The 18,736-nt window shown below is 64.3% G+C and carries 13 protein-coding genes; 6 read left to right on the top strand and 7 right to left on the bottom strand.

Annotation, left to right across the window (positions count from 1 at the left end; all coding sequences use genetic code 11):
* Positions 1 to 211: 211 nt before the first annotated feature.
* Genes ACNHGR_RS22515 through ACNHGR_RS22505 form a run of 3 tightly spaced genes read right to left on the bottom strand, consistent with a single transcriptional unit; the run spans position 212 to position 5,869 of the window.
* Positions 212 to 1,579: an efflux transporter outer membrane subunit gene (locus tag ACNHGR_RS22515; RefSeq protein WP_475289097.1), complete on the bottom strand. Its 1,368-nt coding sequence runs from the start codon at positions 1,577 to 1,579 to the stop codon at positions 212 to 214.
* Positions 1,576 to 4,728: an efflux RND transporter permease subunit gene (locus tag ACNHGR_RS22510; protein ID WP_475289095.1), complete on the bottom strand. Its 3,153-nt coding sequence runs from the start codon at positions 4,726 to 4,728 to the stop codon at positions 1,576 to 1,578. Before ACNHGR_RS22510 ends, ACNHGR_RS22515 begins: the two co-directional genes overlap by 4 nt.
* Before the next feature lie 10 nt (positions 4,729 to 4,738).
* Positions 4,739 to 5,869, bottom strand: a complete 1,131-nt coding sequence (locus tag ACNHGR_RS22505) for an efflux RND transporter periplasmic adaptor subunit (RefSeq protein ID WP_475289093.1) — start codon at positions 5,867 to 5,869, stop codon at positions 4,739 to 4,741.
* Positions 5,870 to 6,226: 357 nt separating this feature from the next.
* On the opposite strand from ACNHGR_RS22505, the gene ACNHGR_RS22500 reads away from it, so the two are divergent.
* A complete protein-coding gene (locus ACNHGR_RS22500) occupies positions 6,227 to 6,958 on the top strand; it encodes a response regulator (protein ID WP_475289091.1) in 732 nt (243 codons plus the stop codon).
* The gene (locus ACNHGR_RS22495) at positions 6,955 to 8,322 is read left to right on the top strand and encodes an ATP-binding protein (protein WP_475289089.1); all 1,368 of its coding nucleotides are present in this window, start codon (positions 6,955 to 6,957) and stop codon (positions 8,320 to 8,322) included. The genes ACNHGR_RS22500 and ACNHGR_RS22495 overlap by 4 nt, the downstream gene beginning before the upstream one ends.
* On the opposite strand, the gene ACNHGR_RS22490 is transcribed toward ACNHGR_RS22495, so the two are convergent.
* The 4 genes from ACNHGR_RS22490 to ACNHGR_RS22475 are packed head-to-tail and all read right to left on the bottom strand — an operon-like array spanning position 8,319 to position 12,518.
* Positions 8,319 to 8,639, bottom strand: a complete 321-nt coding sequence (locus ACNHGR_RS22490; RefSeq protein ID WP_475289088.1) for a DUF3325 family protein — start codon at positions 8,637 to 8,639, stop codon at positions 8,319 to 8,321. The genes ACNHGR_RS22495 and ACNHGR_RS22490 overlap by 4 nt on opposite strands.
* Positions 8,636 to 10,144 carry a PepSY-associated TM helix domain-containing protein gene (locus tag ACNHGR_RS22485; RefSeq protein ID WP_475289087.1) on the bottom strand — a complete coding sequence of 503 codons (1,509 nt, stop codon included), beginning with the start codon at positions 10,142 to 10,144 and terminating at the stop codon, positions 8,636 to 8,638. The genes ACNHGR_RS22490 and ACNHGR_RS22485 overlap by 4 nt, the downstream gene beginning before the upstream one ends.
* Positions 10,141 to 10,449 carry a ketohydroxyglutarate aldolase gene (locus tag ACNHGR_RS22480; protein ID WP_475289085.1) on the bottom strand — a complete coding sequence of 103 codons (309 nt, stop codon included), beginning with the start codon at positions 10,447 to 10,449 and terminating at the stop codon, positions 10,141 to 10,143. The genes ACNHGR_RS22485 and ACNHGR_RS22480 overlap by 4 nt, the downstream gene beginning before the upstream one ends.
* Positions 10,446 to 12,518: a TonB-dependent siderophore receptor gene (locus ACNHGR_RS22475; RefSeq protein ID WP_475289083.1), complete on the bottom strand. Its 2,073-nt coding sequence runs from the start codon at positions 12,516 to 12,518 to the stop codon at positions 10,446 to 10,448. Before ACNHGR_RS22475 ends, ACNHGR_RS22480 begins: the two co-directional genes overlap by 4 nt.
* Positions 12,519 to 12,749: 231 nt before the next feature.
* Between ACNHGR_RS22475 and ACNHGR_RS22470 the strand changes: the two genes are divergently transcribed.
* From ACNHGR_RS22470 to ACNHGR_RS22455, 4 genes are all read left to right on the top strand, one after another.
* The gene (locus ACNHGR_RS22470) at positions 12,750 to 14,237 is read left to right on the top strand and encodes a carboxylesterase/lipase family protein (RefSeq protein ID WP_475289081.1); all 1,488 of its coding nucleotides are present in this window, start codon (positions 12,750 to 12,752) and stop codon (positions 14,235 to 14,237) included.
* Positions 14,238 to 14,249: 12 nt separating this feature from the next.
* A complete protein-coding gene (locus ACNHGR_RS22465) occupies positions 14,250 to 15,011 on the top strand; it encodes an SDR family oxidoreductase (protein WP_184273292.1) in 762 nt (253 codons plus the stop codon).
* Between the two features lie 207 nt (positions 15,012 to 15,218).
* Entirely contained in the window at positions 15,219 to 17,300 is a 2,082-nt protein-coding gene (locus ACNHGR_RS22460; RefSeq protein WP_475289079.1) for a TonB-dependent receptor, read from the top strand.
* A gap of 4 nt (positions 17,301 to 17,304) precedes the next feature.
* On the top strand, positions 17,305 to 18,708 hold the full coding sequence (locus tag ACNHGR_RS22455) for an FAD-binding oxidoreductase (RefSeq protein ID WP_475289078.1): 1,404 nt from the start codon (positions 17,305 to 17,307) through the stop codon (positions 18,706 to 18,708).
* Positions 18,709 to 18,736: the final 28 nt, after the last annotated feature.

The raw sequence follows: 18,736 nt of genomic DNA, 5'->3' as shown, positions 1-18,736 counted from the left end.
CCGCCTGTATCAGGGGTGGCGATGCTCCCGCGCGCCGCAGCGCGAGATCAGCTGGTTGAGGCGCACTTCATCCTGCGCGCCCGACGCAAATAATTGGCAAAGCCAATCCAGACACCGTGCCAATAACAGCATGGTTCCTCTCCCTCATTATCCGTGCAGCATAGCAGATTCGCGGCGCCGGAGAAGAGGGAAGAGAAATTAATATACCTGCTTACTGATCCGCACCGATGACCCGATAGAGCAGGATGCGATTGCTGACCAGCGCCAGGTCCGTGGCAATGGCCGATTGGCGCGCGCTGTAGAGCGATCGCTGGCTGGTCAGCGCGGTGAGGAAGGTGTCGATACCAGAGCGATAGCGCTGGTCCGCCAGATCATAGGCGCGCTGGCTGGCCGTCACCAGTCGGTGCTGCGCCGCCTGCTGGGCGTCGATCGTGCCCGCCCGGGCCAGTCCGTCGGCAACCTCCTGAAAGGCGGTCTGCACCGCCTTTTCATATTGGGCGACATAGAGGTCGCGCTGCGCCTTGCTATAGTCGAGATTGCCGCGATTGGCGCCGCCGAAGATCGGCAGGCTGGCCGACGGGCTGGCCGACCATGCAAAGCCGCCGCCAGTGAAGAGCGAGGACAAGGCGGAACTGGCGACTCCGATGGCGGATGTCAGGCTGATGGTCGGGAACATGGCGGCGCGCGCCGCGCCGATATCGGCATTGGCGGCCTTCAATTGATGTTCGGCCTGCAACACGTCGGGCCGCTGGAGCAGTATGTCGGAGGTGAGGCCGGCCGGCACCTTCGCGACGCCGGCGATCAGGCTGTCGAGCGATTGGGGCAACAGGGCTTCTTCGACAGGTGCGCCCACCAGCAGGTCGAGCGCATTGCGATCCTGCGCGACCTGAGTGACGTTGGCGGCAACATCCGACGCGGCCTGCTCCACCGTGGTTTCGGCCTGATGCACGTCCAGTTTACCGGCCAAGCCCGCAGCATTGAGCGAACGGGTCAGGTCCAGCGTGCGCTGCGCGCTGGCTTGCGTCTCGCGCGACAGGGCCAGCAATTCCTGATCGGCGGCCAGCGTCGTATAGGCCGTCGCGGTTTCGGCGATCAGGGTGATGCGGGTCGACCGCGCGCCTTCCTCCGTCGCCAGATAGGTTTCCAGCGCCGATTGCGTCAGGTTGCGGACCCGGCCGAACAGGTCGATCTCGAACGCGCTGAAGCCAAGGTCGGCGCTGTAGCTGTTCTGGCGCGCGTCATTCTGCCGGGTGAAGCTGGCCGCCGCGTCGGCGGTAAGCGTGGGCAATTGGGCCGCGCGCTGCACCTTATATTGCGCGCGCGCCGACTGGATGTTGGCGATGGCCACGCGCAGGTCACGGTTGTTCGCGAGTGCCCGTTCGATGACTGTGTGCAGGCGCGTGTCGCTGACCAGTTGGGTCCAGGGGAGGCCGGCCTTGTCACCTGCCTGCGCGGGGGCATAGGCTTCCCCGCTGGGCAGGGATGCCGGCACCGGCATCTCCGGACGGACATAGGTCGGCGCCATGTTGCAGCCGGCCAGTGCCAGCAGCGACGCGGCGGAAAGAAAAGGGCGGATCATGCCGGGACTCCTGCGCCGGGCGCCGGGGCGGGCGGCGTGGACTTGGTCTTGTCGCTGCCGAACAGGCGAGCGATGGTGAGGAAGAAGAGGGGCACGTAGAAGATCGCCAGCACCGTGGCGGTCGTCATGCCGCCGACCACGGCGGTACCGATCGCGACGCGGCTCTGTGCGCCCGCACCGGTGGCGATCGCCAGCGGGATGACGCCGGCGATGAAGGCGAGCGAGGTCATCAGGATGGGACGGAAGCGCAGGCGCGCCGCCTCCAGCGCGGAAGTCCACGCATCCTTGCCTTGCTTATGCGCCAGTTCGGCAAATTCGACGATCAGGATCGCATTCTTCGCCGCCAGGCCCATGGTGGTGAGCAGGCCGACCTGGAAGAAGATGTTGTTTTCTAGACCGCGTGCCCACACCGCCAGCACGGCGCCGACCAGACCCAGCGGGATGACGAGGAGAACCGCCAGCGGGATCGACCAGCTTTCATAGAGGGCGGCAAGGCACAGGAACACGACCAGTACCGAGAGGCCATAGAGAAGCGGTGCCTGACCGCCGGACAGTTGTTCCTGATAGGAAAGGCCGCTCCAGGCATAGCTGGTGCCGGCGGGCAGTTGCTTCTGCAATTCGACCATCCGATCCATCGCATCGCCGGAACTGGCGCCGCTCCCGGCCTGACCTTGGATTTCGAAGGAGGACAGGCCGTTGAAGCGCGACACGGTGCTTGGCCCCATGGTCCAGTGAGTCGTTGCAAAGGCGGAGAAGGGCACCATCTCGCCGGTGCTGCTCGACCGCACCATCCAGTTGTCGATGTCGGTGGGCAGGGCGCGATAGGGCGCGTCGGCCTGCATATAGACGCGCTTTACGCGGCCGCGATCGACGAAGTCGTTGACATAGGTGCTGCCCCAGGCGGAACTCAGCACATCGTCCACGTCGCTTTGGGTGAGGCCGAGTACGGCCAGCTTCTCATTGTCTATATCGACCTTGAGCTGCGGCGTGTCCTCCAGCGAGGCGGCCCGGACGCCGGCGAGAATCGGATCTTTGGACGCGGCCTCGATCAACTGGTTGCGCAGTTCCAGAAAGCGCGCCCGGCTGAGGCTGCCATTGTTGAGCAGTTCGAAGGTGAAGCCGTTCGACTGGCCAAGGCCGCGAATGGCGGGCGGGGTCATGCCCAGCACCCTGGCGTCGCGGATCGCCGCGAGTTGCTTGGTCGCGCGGCCCGAAATCGCCGTCGCGGTATTCGCCGCGCCCTTGCGATCATCCCATGGCGACAGGTTGATGAAGCCCTGGCCGACATTCTCACCCTGCCCCTGGAAACTGAAGCCGGTCATGATGAAGGCGAAGGCGACATTGTCCTTTTCATCATTCAGGAAATAATTCTGCACCTGATCGATGACGGCCGCGGTGCGGCTGGACTTGGCGCCGGCGGGCAGGGTGACCTGCACCATCACCTGCCCCTGATCCTCGACCGGCAGGAAGCTGGAGGGCAGGCGCACGAAGATCAGCACCAGCAGGCCAAGGATCAGGACATAGACGCCCCAGAACAGCTTGCGCCGGCCCATCACCTGCTCGGTGCGGCGGATATAGCCGCCCGTCATCCGCTCGAACCAGCGGTTGAACTTGCCGGCCCAGCCCTTGTCCCGATGCTCTTCGCTCGCGGACTTGAGGATGGTGGCGCAGAGCGCGGGCGACAGGATCAGCGCCACGACCACCGACAACAGCATCGAGGACACGATGGTGATCGAGAATTGACGGTAGATGACGCCGGTCGATCCGCCGAAGAAGGCCATGGGCAGCAGCACGGCGGATAGGACGAGGGCGATGCCGACCAGTGCGCTGCCGATCTCCTCCATCGACTTGATCGTCGCTTCGCGCGGAGAAAGCCCTTCCTCCTCCATGATGCGCTCGACATTTTCGACCACGACGATCGCGTCGTCGACCAGCAGGCCGATGGACAATACCATGCCGAACAGGGTCAGCGTGTTGATCGAATAGCCGAACAGGGCGAGGATGCCGAACGTGCCGAGCAGTACTACCGGAACGGCGATGGCGGGCACCAGGGTTGCTCGCCAGCTTTGCAGGAAGACGAACATCACCACGACCACCAGCGCGACGGCTTCGAGCAGGGTCTTGATGACCTCCTCGACCGACAGTTTGATGAAGGGCGTGGTGTCGCGAGGGAAAACGACCTTGTAGCCGTGCGGCAGGCTGCCGGACAGTTCGGCGACCTTGGCCTTGACCAGTTCGGCGGTCTTGAGCGCGTCGGCGCCGGGCGCCAGCTGCAATGCGATGCCAGAGGCCGGATGGCCGTTCAGCCGCGCCGCTGTCGTGTAGCTTTCATTGCCCAGTTCTACCCGTGCGACGTCGGACAGGTGGACGATCGAGCCGTCGGTCTGGGTCTTGACGATGATGTTGCGGAACTGTTCGGGCGTCTGGAGGCGTGCGCGCGCCGTCACCGTAGCGTTGATCTGCTGGTTGGCGGGGGCGGGATCGGCGCCGATCTGGCCGGCGGACACTTCGACATTCTGCGCCGAAATCGCACTCTGCACGTCGGACGGCATCAGCTTGACGGCCGCCAGCTTGTAAGGGTCCAGCCAGACGCGCATCGCATATTGCGATCCGAAGATCTGGGTGGCGCCGATGCCATCGATACGAGCGATCGGGTCCTGGAAATTATTGACCAGATAGTCGGCGATGTCGGCCTGCGTCGCGTTGTCCGTCTCGTCATAAAGGCCGACCAGCATCAGGAAGTCGGTCTGCTGCTTGGTGACCGACAGACCCTGCTGCTGCACGGCGTTGGGCAGGCGGCTCAAGGCCTGCTGCACCCGGTTCTGCACCTGTACCTGCGCGGTGTCGGGATCGGTCCCCTTCTGGAAGGTGACCGTGATCCGCGCCTGCCCCGTCGCGGTGGACGAGGAAGAGAAATACATGAGGCCGTCAATGCCGGTCAGTTGCTGTTCCAGCACCTGCGTGACGCTGGTTTCCACGGTTTCGGCCGAGGCGCCGGGATAGGTGGCGCTGATGCCGACGCCGGGCGGCGCGATGTCGGGATATTGCGCGATGGGCAGGGACAGCATCGCCCCCAGGCCCGCCAGCATTATGCCGATGGCAATGACCCAGGCGAAGATCGGGCGTTCGATGAAATAGCGGCTCAGCAACGGACGGCTCCTACTTCGTCGACTTGACGGCCACGGGCTTTACGACGGCATCGGGCTGGACCTTGTCCGTGCCCTCCACGATCAGCCGGTCGCCAGCCTTGAGGCCGGCCGTAATCAGCCATTTGTCGCCGATCGCTTGTGCGGCGGTGACGGTGCGGCGTTCGACCTTGTTTGCCTTGTTCACGACCAGCGCCGTCGCATTGCCCTTGGGATCGCGGCTGATGCCCTGTTGCGGGGCAAGGATGGCGCCGGGCACCACCGATTGCGGCGCAACGACGCGCACGAACATGCCGGGCATCAGCAGGCCGTCAGGGTTCGGGAAACGCGCCCGCAGCGTCACGGTGCCGCTGTTCACATCCACGATCGGTTCGGCGAATTCGATCCGGCCTTCCTGCGGATAATCGCTGCCATCGTCCAGCTTCAGCCGGATCGTGGCGCTGGCCGGCAGCGTCTTGCCCGCCGCCAGTGAGCGGCGCAGCGCCAATATCTGCGCGCTGGACTGGGTGACGTCGACATAGATGGGGTCGAGCTGCTGGATCGTGGTCAGCGGATCGGTCTGGCTGGTGGTCACCAGAGCGCCGGGGGTGAAGAGGGTACGGCCGATACGGCCGCTGATCGGCGCGCGGACCAAGGTGAAGTCGAGGTTGACGCTGCTGGTCTGCAGGCTGGCGCGGGCCTGCTGCACCGCCGCTTGCGCCTGCCGCGCGGTGGCGATCACATCGTCGCGATCCTGCGCGCTGACGGCTTCCGTATCGCCCAGGCTGCGATAGCGCTGCGCCTTGGCCTGTGCGGCGGCCGCCGTCGCCTGCGCACTCACCAGGCTGGCCTGCGCTTCGTCCCGCGATGCGCGATAGAGGCGGGCGTCGATCTGGTAGAGCGGCTGGCCGGCGCTGACCATCGCGCCTTCGGTGAAGAGGCGCTTCTGGATCAGGCCCGCCACCTGCGGGCGCACTTCCGACATCATGGTCGACACGGTGCGGCCGGGCAGTTCGCTCGACACGGTGGTATTTTCCGCCGTCAGCGTCACCACGCCCACTTCGACCGGCCCCTTTTCCGGCGGTTTCTGCTGCCCGCATGCGGCAAGGCTGAGAGCCAGGGCGATCGGTGCGACCCGAAGGCTATGCAGGGTGGCAATGGGCATGATGTGACGCTTATCCTAAAACCGACGGGCCAAATCGGCCCCTGCGATGCCCACCGGGACAGCGGCAAAACCAACCCGGACGCACAAGGGGGAGGGAGGGGATGTGCGCGATCGGGCGGCCCGCTGTACCGGTTTCCCGCCATGACGGCAGGGACAGGCATCGCAAGGACTCTCTTGTGTCGGCGGGGGGAGCCGACAGCGTCCTCATCGCGGCTTTGCCCGTCACATGGTAGAGCGACTTATTTTCCGATTGCCACGATAGGTTGCTGATCCGCGCATCTGCGTATCGCTTTGTATCAGCCTGTATCGAGGACGAAGAGGCGCAGACTTTTAACGCATCACGCGTTAGGACGGGCCATGGCCGATGCATCCTCCTTCAATCCCGCCACCGTGCTGGTGGTCGATGACGATGCCGATATTCGCGACCTGATCGTAGGCCAGTTGCGGCAGGAAAATTACCGGCTGCTGGCCGCCGCCAATCTGGCAGAGCTGCGCCAGACGTTGCGCGACGAGGATGTCGACCTGATCGTGCTGGACCTGAACCTGCCCGATGGCGACGGCCTGTCGCTGTGCCGCGAATTGCGGGCGGAAGGGTCCGACGTGCAGATCATCATGGTCACGGCGCGGGGCAGCGCGATCGACCGGGTGCTGGGGCTGGAACTGGGCGCCGACGATTATCTGACCAAGCCGTTCGAGCCGCGCGAACTGCTGGTGCGCATCCGCAACCTGCTCCGCCGGGCGCGCACCGGGCCGGCCGCGCGCCCGGCCACAGCCATGCGCTATGCCCATATCGGCCCATGGCGGGTGGACCTTGTACAGCGACGGCTGGTGGCGCCCGACGACCGGCTGGTGATGCTGTCTTCCGCCGAATTCCGCCTGCTCAGTCGCTTCATCGAGGAACCCAATATCGTCCTTGATCGGGAGACATTGCTGCCCGAAAGACGCGCCACTGCCGCCTTCGACCGGTCGATCGACCTCCAGATCAGCCGGTTGCGACACAAGCTGGCGACGCTGCCGGGGGGCGAAGACCTGATTTTGACGGTGCGGGGTGAAGGCTATGTGCTTGCCTGCACGGTGGACCATTCATGATCCGGCCGGCGATCGGGCGTGCCCGCGGTTTCTTCCGGTCGATGGCGGGGCAGATTTTCCTGATCCTGACGCTCGGCATGTCGGTTGCCGCGATCGTTGCGCTGCTGGTGGCGGAACAGACGCGCCATCATGATTTCGAGCGGATACGCCGGCAGCGTGTCATGGCCAGCGCGCTCGATGTCGCGGATCGCTTTCGCCGCGATCCCAAGCGGATCGAGACGATGATGGCGACTCACAACATCATCGGCGTGTCGCCCGCGCCGGAAGGCATCAGCCTGAACGAACAGGACTCCGATCTGGAGGCGCTGCTGCAAGCCCGGCTGGGGCCGCAATCCGAACCCGAAGCGGGACAGGTACCGATCGGCCTCTGCTTCCCGGACAAATATAAGTCGAAGGAGTTGCTGGCCGGGCTGGTCGACGCCCCGCGTCCCGACTGCTGGGTGATCCGCTATACTGACGGGATCGGCCAGCGCCGGGCGCTGGCGCTCAGCTTTCCGCGCATGGCCAAGCCACCCAGCACGATCTTCAACCCGCTCTACCTGATCGTCATCATCGCTTCATCGGCCGGGCTGGCCATATTGGTCGCAAGATTCGTGTCGAAGCCGCTGCGGCGTCTGGAGCAGGCGGCAGAGGCCTTTTCCGTGTCGCTCGACCCGGAGGAAATCCCGGAGAAGGGGCCGGAGGAGGTGCGGGCCGCGCTTTCCACCTTCAACCTGATGCAGCGCCGCGCCCGCGCCGGTTTTGCCGAGCGGACGCAGTTGCTGGCGGCGATCAGCCATGACCTTCAAACGCCGCTCACCCGGCTGCGGTTGCGGCTGGAACTGGTGGAGAATGAGGAATTGCGCACGCGGCTGCTGGCCGACCATCAGGCGATGCAGACATTGGTGCGCGAGGGGCTGGACCTGGCCAGCAGTATCGAGGCGCGGGAGGAATGGTCCTCGCTCGACATCGATTCCCTGCTGACCAGCATGGCCGAGGATGCCGAGGAACTGGGCGCGCCGGTGCATTTCACCAATGGCTGCGGCGGGACGGTGCGGGTCAAGCCCAATGCACTGACCCGCTGCATCGCCAATCTGGTCGACAATGCGGTTAAATATGGCGGCAGCGCGGAGATTAGCTGCGCGCGAACCGGCGGGCGGCTGCTGATCCATGTGCGCGATCATGGCCCCGGCATTCCGGCCGACCAGCTCGACCAGATGTTCGAGCCGTTCACGCGTGGTGCCAGCAGCCAGCCGGGCGGGCGCCATGGCACGGGCATCGGTCTTACCATCAGCCGGTCGCTGGCGATGAGTTTCGAGGCGTCGGTTCGGTTGCGCAATGCCGAGGATGGCGGCCTGATCGCCACCATCGACATGAAGGGTTAGGCGAGCAACCCCGCGACCAGCAGAAAGGCGGCGACCAGGACGCCCGCACGGGGAATGGCCGGGCGATAGGTCATGCCCAGCAGCACGATGCCGCCCAGCAGCGGGAGCAGGCCGACCCAGGCGACCAGCGCCATGCCGACATCCTGCCACAGCCACAGGCTGAGCAGGGACAGGCCGAACAAGGTCCAGCCGGCCAGTTCCAGTTGGGCGACGAAGGGACGTTTCTGCCATGTCGTCAGCAGGATGGGACGATGGCGCTGCATCCGCGCTGCCAGCGCGAACAGCGACAGATAGAGCAGACCGATGGTCGCCATCATGCCGGCACCGCTCGTCGGCGGACCGGGGCAGGCGCGCTGCGGCGGCGGATCTTTTTCCAGACAAGCAGGCCGAGCGCGATGGCTGTCGCCAGCAGCATGGCATTGCCCGTCACCAGCATGATGTCGTTGGCCCAGATCGGGCCGAGCAAGGCGGCCAGCGCGCAGAGCAGCGCCAGCAATCCCATCAACAACAACCATCCCCATGCCGGCGGCAGGGCCAGCCCCAGCAGCAGCGCGGCGCCCGCGCTCCACAGTGCGACGGACACTTCCGTTTCCGCGCGTGCGGTCAAGCCCAGCGGCAACAGTCGATTGGCGAGGAGGAAAGCCGCCATGCCGATCGGCACGCCGACAAGTCCGCCGACGTTCAACCGCTCCAGCAGCCGGTTGCCGATCGACAGCGGGGCGCGCTCGCGCCGCTTGACGATCCAGAGCACCATGCCGCTCGCGATGGCAAGCGTCAGCATCGCGCCGCCCAGAAAATAGAGCCAGCGCGTGAGCAGTGGTGCGAAATGCGCCATGTGCAGGCCATAGATGGTCTGATAGCTGCGGATGGAAGGGCGTTGCTCCGTCCAGGCCTTGAGTATCTTGCCGGTTGCGCCGTCGAAGCTGATTTCCGCCGGCAGATAGCCGATCGACGCGGTTTCGACCGGGTAGATGGTCACCACCGCGCCGCTGTCACCGGGATTGAAGATATAGACCCGCCCGACCGGTGCGTTCGCGAAGTGACGCTCCGCCTGGGCCAGCATCGGCGCGATCGGCGCGAGTGGTGCCTTTACCCCGGTGGCTGCCTTCGTCACCGCGCCGGGGGTCAGGTCGCTGTAGAGCGTCATCAGATCCTCGCCATAGGCCGCCGTCATGCCCCAGGGCATGCTCAGCGACGCCAACGTCAGCAGGCCGGTGAAGGTAATCATGATATGGAACGGGAGGGACAGTACGCCGAGCGCATTATGCCCGTCCAACCAGGAGCGCTGCCCCTTGGCCGGGCGGAAGGTAAAGATATCCTTGAAGAAGCGCTTATGCGCGATGATACCGGTAATGATAGCCACCAGCATTAGCATCGCCGCCAGCGAAGCGAGCAGCCGGCCCCAGGGATAGGGCAGTTCCAGTTCGAAATGCAGGCGATAGAAAAATTCCCCGCCCAGCGTGTCGCGCGGCACCGGTGCGCCGCTCAGCGGATCGAGCGCGCGGCTGAGATATTCGCCGCCGCTGTCATAGGTCGCCTCGACCACATTGGCACGGCCATCGGGTGCCGACAAATACCAGCCGGTCGATCCGGTCGTGTTGGCCGACAGCCAGTCTGTCGCGGCGGTGATGGCGCGGACAGGATCGGCCTGTCCGCTCACTTCGGGGCGCATCCAGCGGCTGATCTCGGGCTTGAATACGCTCAATGTGCCGGCGAGGCACATGATGAAGAGGATATGGCCGAGCAGCAGTCCGGTCCAGCCATGCAGCCAGGCCATCGCCTGCCGCGCGCCGTCGCGGATCATGGCGCTTGCCTGACTCATGCCGGTTGCCCCGCCAGCCAGCCGATGCCGCCGAGCAGCGCTGCGGCGATCACCACGCCCGCCAGCGACCGCCAGGGCCCACGCGCCAGAAAGGCCCAGATGGTGACGGCGGGCGCCACCAGAAAGGCGATCATCGTCGCGATCGTTACCGCCTCCACCCGCGCCATCGGCAAAGTGCGGGACAGGGTCGCCGCCGCCAGCGCGGCGACGATATAGGCGCCGACCGTCCCGGCCAGCGCGCGCAGGCCGACATTGGCGCGATAGCGCCATCCGCTGCGCAGGGGACGGGCGGCCGCCTTGCTCAAAAATCGAGACTCAATGTCGCCAGCGCGCTGCGCGGCGCGCCATAATAGGCCTGACCCCACATCAGGCTGTTGAGATAGCGCGTGTTGGTGACGTTGCGTATATTGACGCTGGCGCTGACATGGTCTGCCAGCTTCACGCTCGTCATCAGATCCAGCACGGCATATCCTTTCTGCCGGACGGTTGCGCCGTCCGCCTGCGTGCTGATGGCATTTTGCCAGCGTAGCTGTCCACCCAGTTTAAGGTCGCTGAGTTGCGGAATGCTGTAGGTGGTGGACAGTTTCAGCGTCCGCGTCGGCAGCCAGGTGCGGGTATCATTGCCATCCGCATCCTCGATATCGAGATGGGTATAGCCGCCGCTCAGGCTCCACTGGTCGGTGATGTTGCCGGCAACCTCCAGTTCGAAGCCGGTCGAGGTCGTGTCGACCCCGGTATAATAGCTGCGCACGCTATCCTCGAACGTGCCGGCATATTCGGCCAGGCCGCTCTGCTTGGCGCGGAAGATCGCGGCAGTGGCATAGAGGCGATTGTCGAACCACTGGCTCTTGACGCCCGCTTCGATGCTGGTGCCCTTGGCCGGGGCGAGGCGGCGGTTGTTGGCATCGACCTCGGGCTGCGGATTGTAGATGTCGGTATAGCTCGCATAGAGCGAGACATGCTTGTCAAGGTCGAAGATCAGGCCGGCATAGGGGCTGAACCTGCTGTCCTTGCGATATTGGTCGACCGTATAGGCCGTGCCGGTCGTCTTGAGCCACATCAGGCTGCCGCCGACAACGGCCTTGAGCTTGTCGGTCAGGTTGAGATGGGCCGCGCCATAGACGCGGGTCAGGCGATCCTTGTAATCGGACGCCAGATAGGGATCGGGATAGGTCGGTTCCGCGAGCAGCCCTTCGTCCCATTGGCTGATGGCGGGATAATCCAGCAACGTGTCTGAAAAGCCCTCCCATTCCCTGCTATGGGCGTAGGCGGTCGAAACGCCGAAAGCGAGGCTATGTTCGCGCCCCAGCAGAGTGACCGGGCCGGACGCATAGAAATCGCCGAGATATTGCTTGAAAGCCGACGGATAGATGCCGGTCATGCCCGATACGCCCAGGCCGGTTTCCTTGTCCGGCGTGCCATAGGCATAGAGCAGCTTTGCCTGTTCGTCGAACTGCTTGTAGGTGAAGACGCCTTTCACCGCCCAGCCATTGTCGAAGCCATAGGCCAGTTCGGCAAAGGCATTCTGGTCGGTCGTGTTCCAGTAGGTCCAGTCCGCGCTGGTGGAGGTGGACCGCGGATAGCTGATCTGCGTGCCGTCGCTATAGACCAGCGGCAGGGCGCCCCACAGTACGCCGTCGGCATTATTTTCCTGCCGCGAATAGCCGATCGTGGCTTTCAATTGCGGCGTCACCTGCCAGCTGACGATGCCGCCCATCACATCGCGATTGACATGATTATAGTCGAGATAGCTGTCTTTCTCTTCATGGGCATAGATCAGCCGGGCGGAGACGGTATCGGTCAGCGGTACCGACACATCGCCTTCCAGCCGCCACTGATTCCACGATCCCGCCTGAGCGAAGACTTTTGTCTGAAACTCGTCCAGCGGCCGCTTTCGAACATAGTTGATCGTCGCGGACGGGTTGCCGATCCCGGTCATGATGGCGTTGGCGCCCCGGATCGTTTCTACATTTTCGAACAGGGCGGTGTCCATGTCGCCGAACTGGATGCCGGAAATCAGCGGCAGACCGATGCCATCAATCTGGAAATTGGTCACATCGAAGCCGCGGCTATTATATTGGGTGCGGTCCGTCTCGACCCGCTCCACATTGATGCCGACCGCCTGCGACAACAGGTCGTTGACGTTAGTCAGCGCATAATCGTCGATCCGGTCGCGGTTGATGATGGTGATCGATTGCGGTGTCTGGCGCGGCGTGAGGCTGAGACCGGTGGCGGAACTGGACGGCTGGTTTGCTTCGCCGGTGACGATGATCGTATCGTCCCGATCTGCACTGTCCGCGTCGGCGGCATGGGCCTGCAGCGGGATCAGCAACATCGTGCTGGCGAGCAGCGCTGAGCGGGTCAAAGCGGGCATGGAATCGTCCTTCATCACGGTCGCCGCGCGGTTAGACGAGGAAAAGAATGCGAGTCAATTGCATTAGCAATATTTGCCTGTTTATTTCTGCGTATTGCAGGACTCTTGCAACACCCGGCTGAATGCGCCGGTCAGCACCATGGCCGTGCCGAGCGGCAAAGCCATTTTACGCCCTTGCTTCCTTTCTCGCGTTAGAATGGGCGCGGAAGTCATGGGAGCATTGGGATGGACATGATCGTGCCCACAGCGGCTGGCCAGGTGCGGGGCAGCGTCGATCAGGGAATCGTCCGCTTTCTGGGCATTCCCTATGCGGCGCCCCCGGTCGGCGATCGCCGCTTCGCCCTGCCGCAACCGGTGTCGGGCTGGAGCGGGGTGCGCGACGCGCTGGAACCGGGCGCCAATGCGCCGCAGCGGGTGCGCGCCGTGCCGGGCGTCGATGTCGAGGCACTGGTCGGCAGCGGCTGGCGCGAGGGCGACGATTATCTGACGCTCAATATCTGGAAGCCCGCCGGCGATACGGCGGGCCTGCCGGTGATGGTCTTTATCCATGGCGGCGGCTTCGTGGTGGGCAGCAAGGATGCGCCGGTGCAGGATGGCAGCGCCTTTGCGCGGGACGGCGTGGTGCTGGTGGCGGTCAATTATCGGCTCGGGGTCGAAGGTTTCCTGCCCATTCCCGCTATTGCGACCAATCTTGGCTTGCGCGACCAGATTTTTGCGCTGTGCTGGGTGCGGGACAATATCGCGGCCTTTGGTGGCGATCCGGCAAACGTCACCCTCTTTGGTGAATCCGCCGGGGCTATGTCGGTCGCCAGCCTTATTACATCGCCATTGGCGAAGGGCCTGTTCCGCCGCGCCATCGTGCAAAGCGGCCATGGCGCGATGACGCGCGATATCGGCGTGGCGCAGCGTCTGGTGCAGGCGCTGGCGAAGCGGCTGAGGATCACGGCGGATGCCGACGGCTTCCGATCGGTTGAACCCGGCGCCATGCTGGATGCAATCGAGAAGGTCGGCCAGCCGACCGCCCGCATCGACCTGCGCGACGATGAAGGGCGCGAGCCGGTGTTCGGCATCAGCCGCTTCGTGCCCGTCCATGGCGACGATGTGCTGCCGCACAGGCCGCTCGCCGCCCTGAAGGTCGGCGTGGGGGCGGAGGTCGACCTGCTGATCGGCACCAATGCGGAGGAGATGAACCTCTACTTCATCCCCACCGGCGTGCGGGAGAAGATCGGCCGGCTGCTGGCGACCTGGTTCGTGCACAAACACCAACCCAGCGCGCGCAAGCTGCTCAGGGCCTATGGCATGGGAGCAAAAGGCGTGAAGCCCGGCCACGCCTTTACCGACGCGATGCACGATCTCGTCTTCCGCTGGCCCGCCCGCCGCTTTGCCGAGGAGCATCGTGGGCGCACCCATGTCTATGAGTTCGAATGGCGATCGCCGCTCTTTGGCGGCCCCCATTCTGCCGGTTTGGGCGCGGCGCATGCGATGGAACTGCCCTTCGTGTTCGACACGCTCGCCAGCGTCACCGGGCCGGAGGGGATATGCGGGGAAGCGCCGCCGCAGGCGCTGGCCGATCGGGTGCATCGCCTCTGGGTCGACTTCGCCACTGACGGCCGGCTGCCCTGGGCACCGTTCACCCGTGACGAGCGGCTGGTCTATCACCTCGCGGCAGGGCAGGCGGTGCAGGAGCCGCCCATGCCCGCCGCCCCTTATATGCCCTGAAGGACAAAGCCTATGTATCTGGAACGCCTGAAACTGGATGGTCGCCGCGCGCTCGTGACCGGTGGGGCGAGCGGCATCGGTCTGGCTTGCGTCGAGGCGCTGGGCGAAATGGGCGCAGCCGTGACGATCGCCGACCTGAAGCCCGACCTGACTGACGCGGCGGTCGCAAGCCTGCGGGACAAGGGGCTGGACGCCGAGGGCGTGGTGATGGACGTGACCGACAGCGATGCGGTGACGGCCATTGCCGACCGGATCGGCGCGATCGACATATTGGTGAACAATGCCGGTATCGCGCGCAGCGACACGCCGGCCGAGACGGTGGCGGACGAACATTGGCGCCATGTGCTCGACGTCAATCTGAACGGCACCTTCTGGTGCGCCCGCGCCTTTGGCCGGCACATGCTGACGGCGGGCAGGGGCAGCATCGTCAATGTCGGGTCGATGAGCGGCTTCATCGTCAACCGGCCGCAGCCGCAAAGCTATTATAATGCCTCCAAGGCGGCGGTGCATCAGTTGACGAAGAGTCTGGCAGCCGAATGGGCCGACCGGGGCGTGCGGGTCAATGCGGTCGCGCCCACCTATATCCGCACGCCGCTCAACGAGTTTGCGGACAAGGAAGGGCCGATGGTTCGGCGCTGGATCGATTCGACGCCGATGGCGCGGCTGGGCGAGGTGGAGGAAGTGGCGTCGGTCGTCGCGTTCCTGGCGTCCGACGCGGCCAGCCTGATGACCGGCAGCATCGTGCTGGCGGATGGCGGCTATAGCTGCTGGTGAGTTCGACCTTGTGACATGACGCCGAGGGATAACGCGATCAATGCGACAGCGAGTTGGACAGGTAAATGCGAATCCGATCGGCGAAGTGATCGACCCGAACGGCATAATCGACTATCTCCCCAAACCTATCTGAAAGCTATACCTATCAGATAGGCCCAGATATGATCCGACGGACATGATTCCCTCGGACAGCGGGAGGAGAGAATGATGAAACTGAAGGCTTTGCTATGTGCCGGTGTCGCGATCGCCGCATCCCTTCCCGTCGCAGCGCAGGCGCAGCAGGCGCCCGCCGCTGAAGCCGCCGCCAATTCCGATATCATCGTCACGGCGCGCAAGCGGCAGGAAACGCTGCTGGACGTGCCGGTTGCGGTGACGGCGATCAGCGGCGATGCGCTGGCGAAGCAGAATATCAACTCCGTCCGTGAAGCCGCTGCCCTGTCGCCTGGCCTCAATATCTCCAGCGATGGCGCCGGTCGCGCCTTCGTGTCGATCCGGGGCGTCGGCGTGACTTTGGTGCAGACGGTCCAGCCGGGTGTCGGCCTGTTCATCGACGGCATTTATCGCCCCAATACCGCCTATCTCAACAACCCGCTGCTCGATGTCGAGCGGATCGAAGTGCTGCGCGGCCCGCAGGGTACGCTTTATGGCAAGAATACGCTGGGCGGCGCGATCAACGTCATCACCCGCCAGCCCGGCAATGATTTCGAGGCGCGCGGGGCGGCCAGCTATGCCGGGCCGGACAATAGCTGGCTGGTATCCGGTTCCGTCTCCGCCCCGATCGTGCAGGACAGGCTAGCGATCCGCATCGGTGGCGCCCATCGCCAGCAGGATGGTTTCATCCGCAACACGACGGTTGGCGGGCATAGCAACAGCCTGAACACGGACTCGGTCAGTGCTACGCTCCGCTTCACGCCTGGCAATGATGTGGTGGTCGCGGTCAACGGCTATTATGACTGGATCAAGGGCCACAATGTCCCCTACGCCTGGGTCAGCGGCCCGACCGACTATTCGCGCAATAATGTTTTCAACACGACCGGCATCACCACCTACCGATATCGCGGCGTCAATGCCCGGATCGAGGCGCCGATCGAGGCGATCGACACGCGCGTTACCCTGCTCGCCGCTTATGATGCGCGCGATACCAATTCGCCCGACAGCGACGGCGATTTCGGCCCGGCCAATATCGTCCGCTCGACCGGCCGGGACCAGTTGCGCACCAAGACGGTGGAGTTGCGGTTCGACACAACGCTGAACGCGCAGTTGTCGACCCTGTTCGGCCTGTTCTACAGCCGGGAGACGTTCGATGCGGCGGGCGCCAACACCATCGTGCCCTTCGGCCTGGTGCTGCCATCCTCCGACCATCGTGTCGGCGACACCTATGCCGCCTTCGGCACGGTCTTCTGGAAGCCGACGAGTGACTGGGAAGTGGCGCTGGGCATGCGCTACGACCATGAGAACCGCCGGGCATTGGGCGCGCCGCGCCTGAAGTCCAACGAAGTGGAACCGCGCCTGTCGATCACCCGGCACTGGAACCCCAGCCTGATGACCTACGCCTCGGTCGCGCGCGGTTATCGCGGTGGCGGCTTCAATGCACCGACCGCGCCGGTCAGGACTTATCAAGGGGATAGCGCCTGGACTTATGAAGTCGGCACAAAATATGCGACGTCCGCCTTCAGCCTGTCGGGCGATATCTTCTTCAGCGACTATAAACATTATATCGGCCTGAACAGCGTCGCGCCGAGCAGCACCGGCGGTCTGGTAACGGTCGATCTCAATGCCGGCCATGTCCACAGCTATGGCGCGGAAGTGGAGGCGCGGGTGCGTCCGACCGACAACTGGACCATCTCCACCGGCCTGACCTATATGCATGCCCGGCTGATCGACTCGTCGGAATATACCGACGTCACCAACCGGACCCTGTCGAGCGACCGGCTGACCTTCCAGCCCGACTGGCTCTACAATATCAGCAGCGACTATGTCGTGCCGCTGGGCGACAACAAGCTGACCTTCAACGCCAGTCTGAATGGCAAGAGCAAGCGGCTGGCGGCAACGCTCAATCAGACGACGCCGACCTTCCTGAAGGGCTATGCCGTGGTCAACGGCTCCATCACCTTTGCCACGGCCGGCGGCATCGAGTTCGGCGTCTTCGGCAACAACCTGTTCAACAAGAAATATTTCGACTCCTATATCGAGAAGACCACCTTGCAACTGGCCGGCCTCCCGGCGTCGGACCTGGGCATTATCGGCGACCTGCGCCGCTATGGCGTCCGCGCCAGCTTCAGGTTCTGATCCGATGAGCGCCCACACGCCCCTGCTGCCGCGCCAGCCTCTGCCGGACGGCTTTCTCGACAAGGTCGCGACGCTGGTCGGCGACCGGCTGGCCCTGGGGGAGGCGATCCGCCTGCACCATGGGCAGAGCGAAGCCCATTTCGAGCCGGTACTGCCCGACGCGGTGGTGTTCGCAGAAACGACCGAGGAGGTGGCTGATCTGGTCCAGCTATGCGTGGCGGCGGGGGTGCCGGTCATCCCCTTCGGCGCGGGCACCTCGATCGAGGGCAATACGCTGCCGGTCATGGGCGGGATCACCATCGATCTCAGCCGGATGGATGCGATATTGGAGGTCAATCAGGAGGATTTCGACTGCACGGTGCAGGCGGGGGTGCGGCGCGAGCAACTGAACGAACATCTGCGCGATCAAGGGCTGTTCTTCCCGATCGATCCGGGCGCCAACGCCACGATCGGGGGCATGGCCGCGACACGGGCTTCGGGAACGAATGCCGTGCGATACGGGACGATGCGGGAAGCGATTCTGAGCCTGAAGGTGGTGACACCCGATGGCGACATCATCCGCACCGCGCGGCGCGCGCGCAAGTCGGCGGCGGGGTACGACCTCACCCGGCTGATGATCGGTAGCGAGGGGACGCTGGGCATCATCACCGAAGTCACGCTGCGCCTGCACGCCATACCTGAAGCGATATCCTCGGCCGTATGCAGTTTCGACAGCTTGCGGGGCGCGGTCGATACAGTGGTGCAGTCGATCCAGATCGGCATACCGCTGGCGCGGGTGGAGATATTGGACGATGCGCAGATGCGCGCGGTCAATCGCTGGTCGAAGCTGGACTATCCCGAACTGACCACCCTGTTCTTCGAGTTCCACGGGTCGCAATCCTATGTGGACGAGCAGGTTCGGACAGTGGAAGAGATCGCTGCCATGAATGGCGGGGGTGAATTTCGCTGGTCGAACCTGCCCGAACAACGCTCCAAATTGTGGAAGGCCCGGCATGAGGCCTATTATGCCGCCGTCAACATGCGGCCCGGCGCGATCGGATGGGCGACGGACGTATGCGTGCCAATCAGCCGGCTGGCCGAATGCATCACCCAGACGCGTGCGGATCTGGACAAGGCCAGCCTGCCCGCGACGATATTGGGCCATGTCGGCGACGGCAATTTCCATGTCATCTTCTCCATCGACCCGAACGCGCCGGAGGAGATGGTGGAGGTGGAAGCGCTCAACCAGCGGCTTGTCGACCGGGCGCTGGCGATGGACGGCACCTGCACCGGCGAACATGGCATCGGCCTTGGCAAGCAACATTGTCTGGTCGAGGAACTGGGCGAGGCGGTTGACCTGATGCGCGTCATAAAGCGCGCGCTGGACCCGCAGAATCTGTTCAATCCGGGCAAGATCTTCGCCTTTTGAGACATTTAATCGTCTGAGACAGGGGCGT

It is taken from the genome of Sphingobium sp. RS1, assembly GCF_056156825.1.
This window is presented reverse-complemented; position numbering and strand designations above follow the sequence as displayed.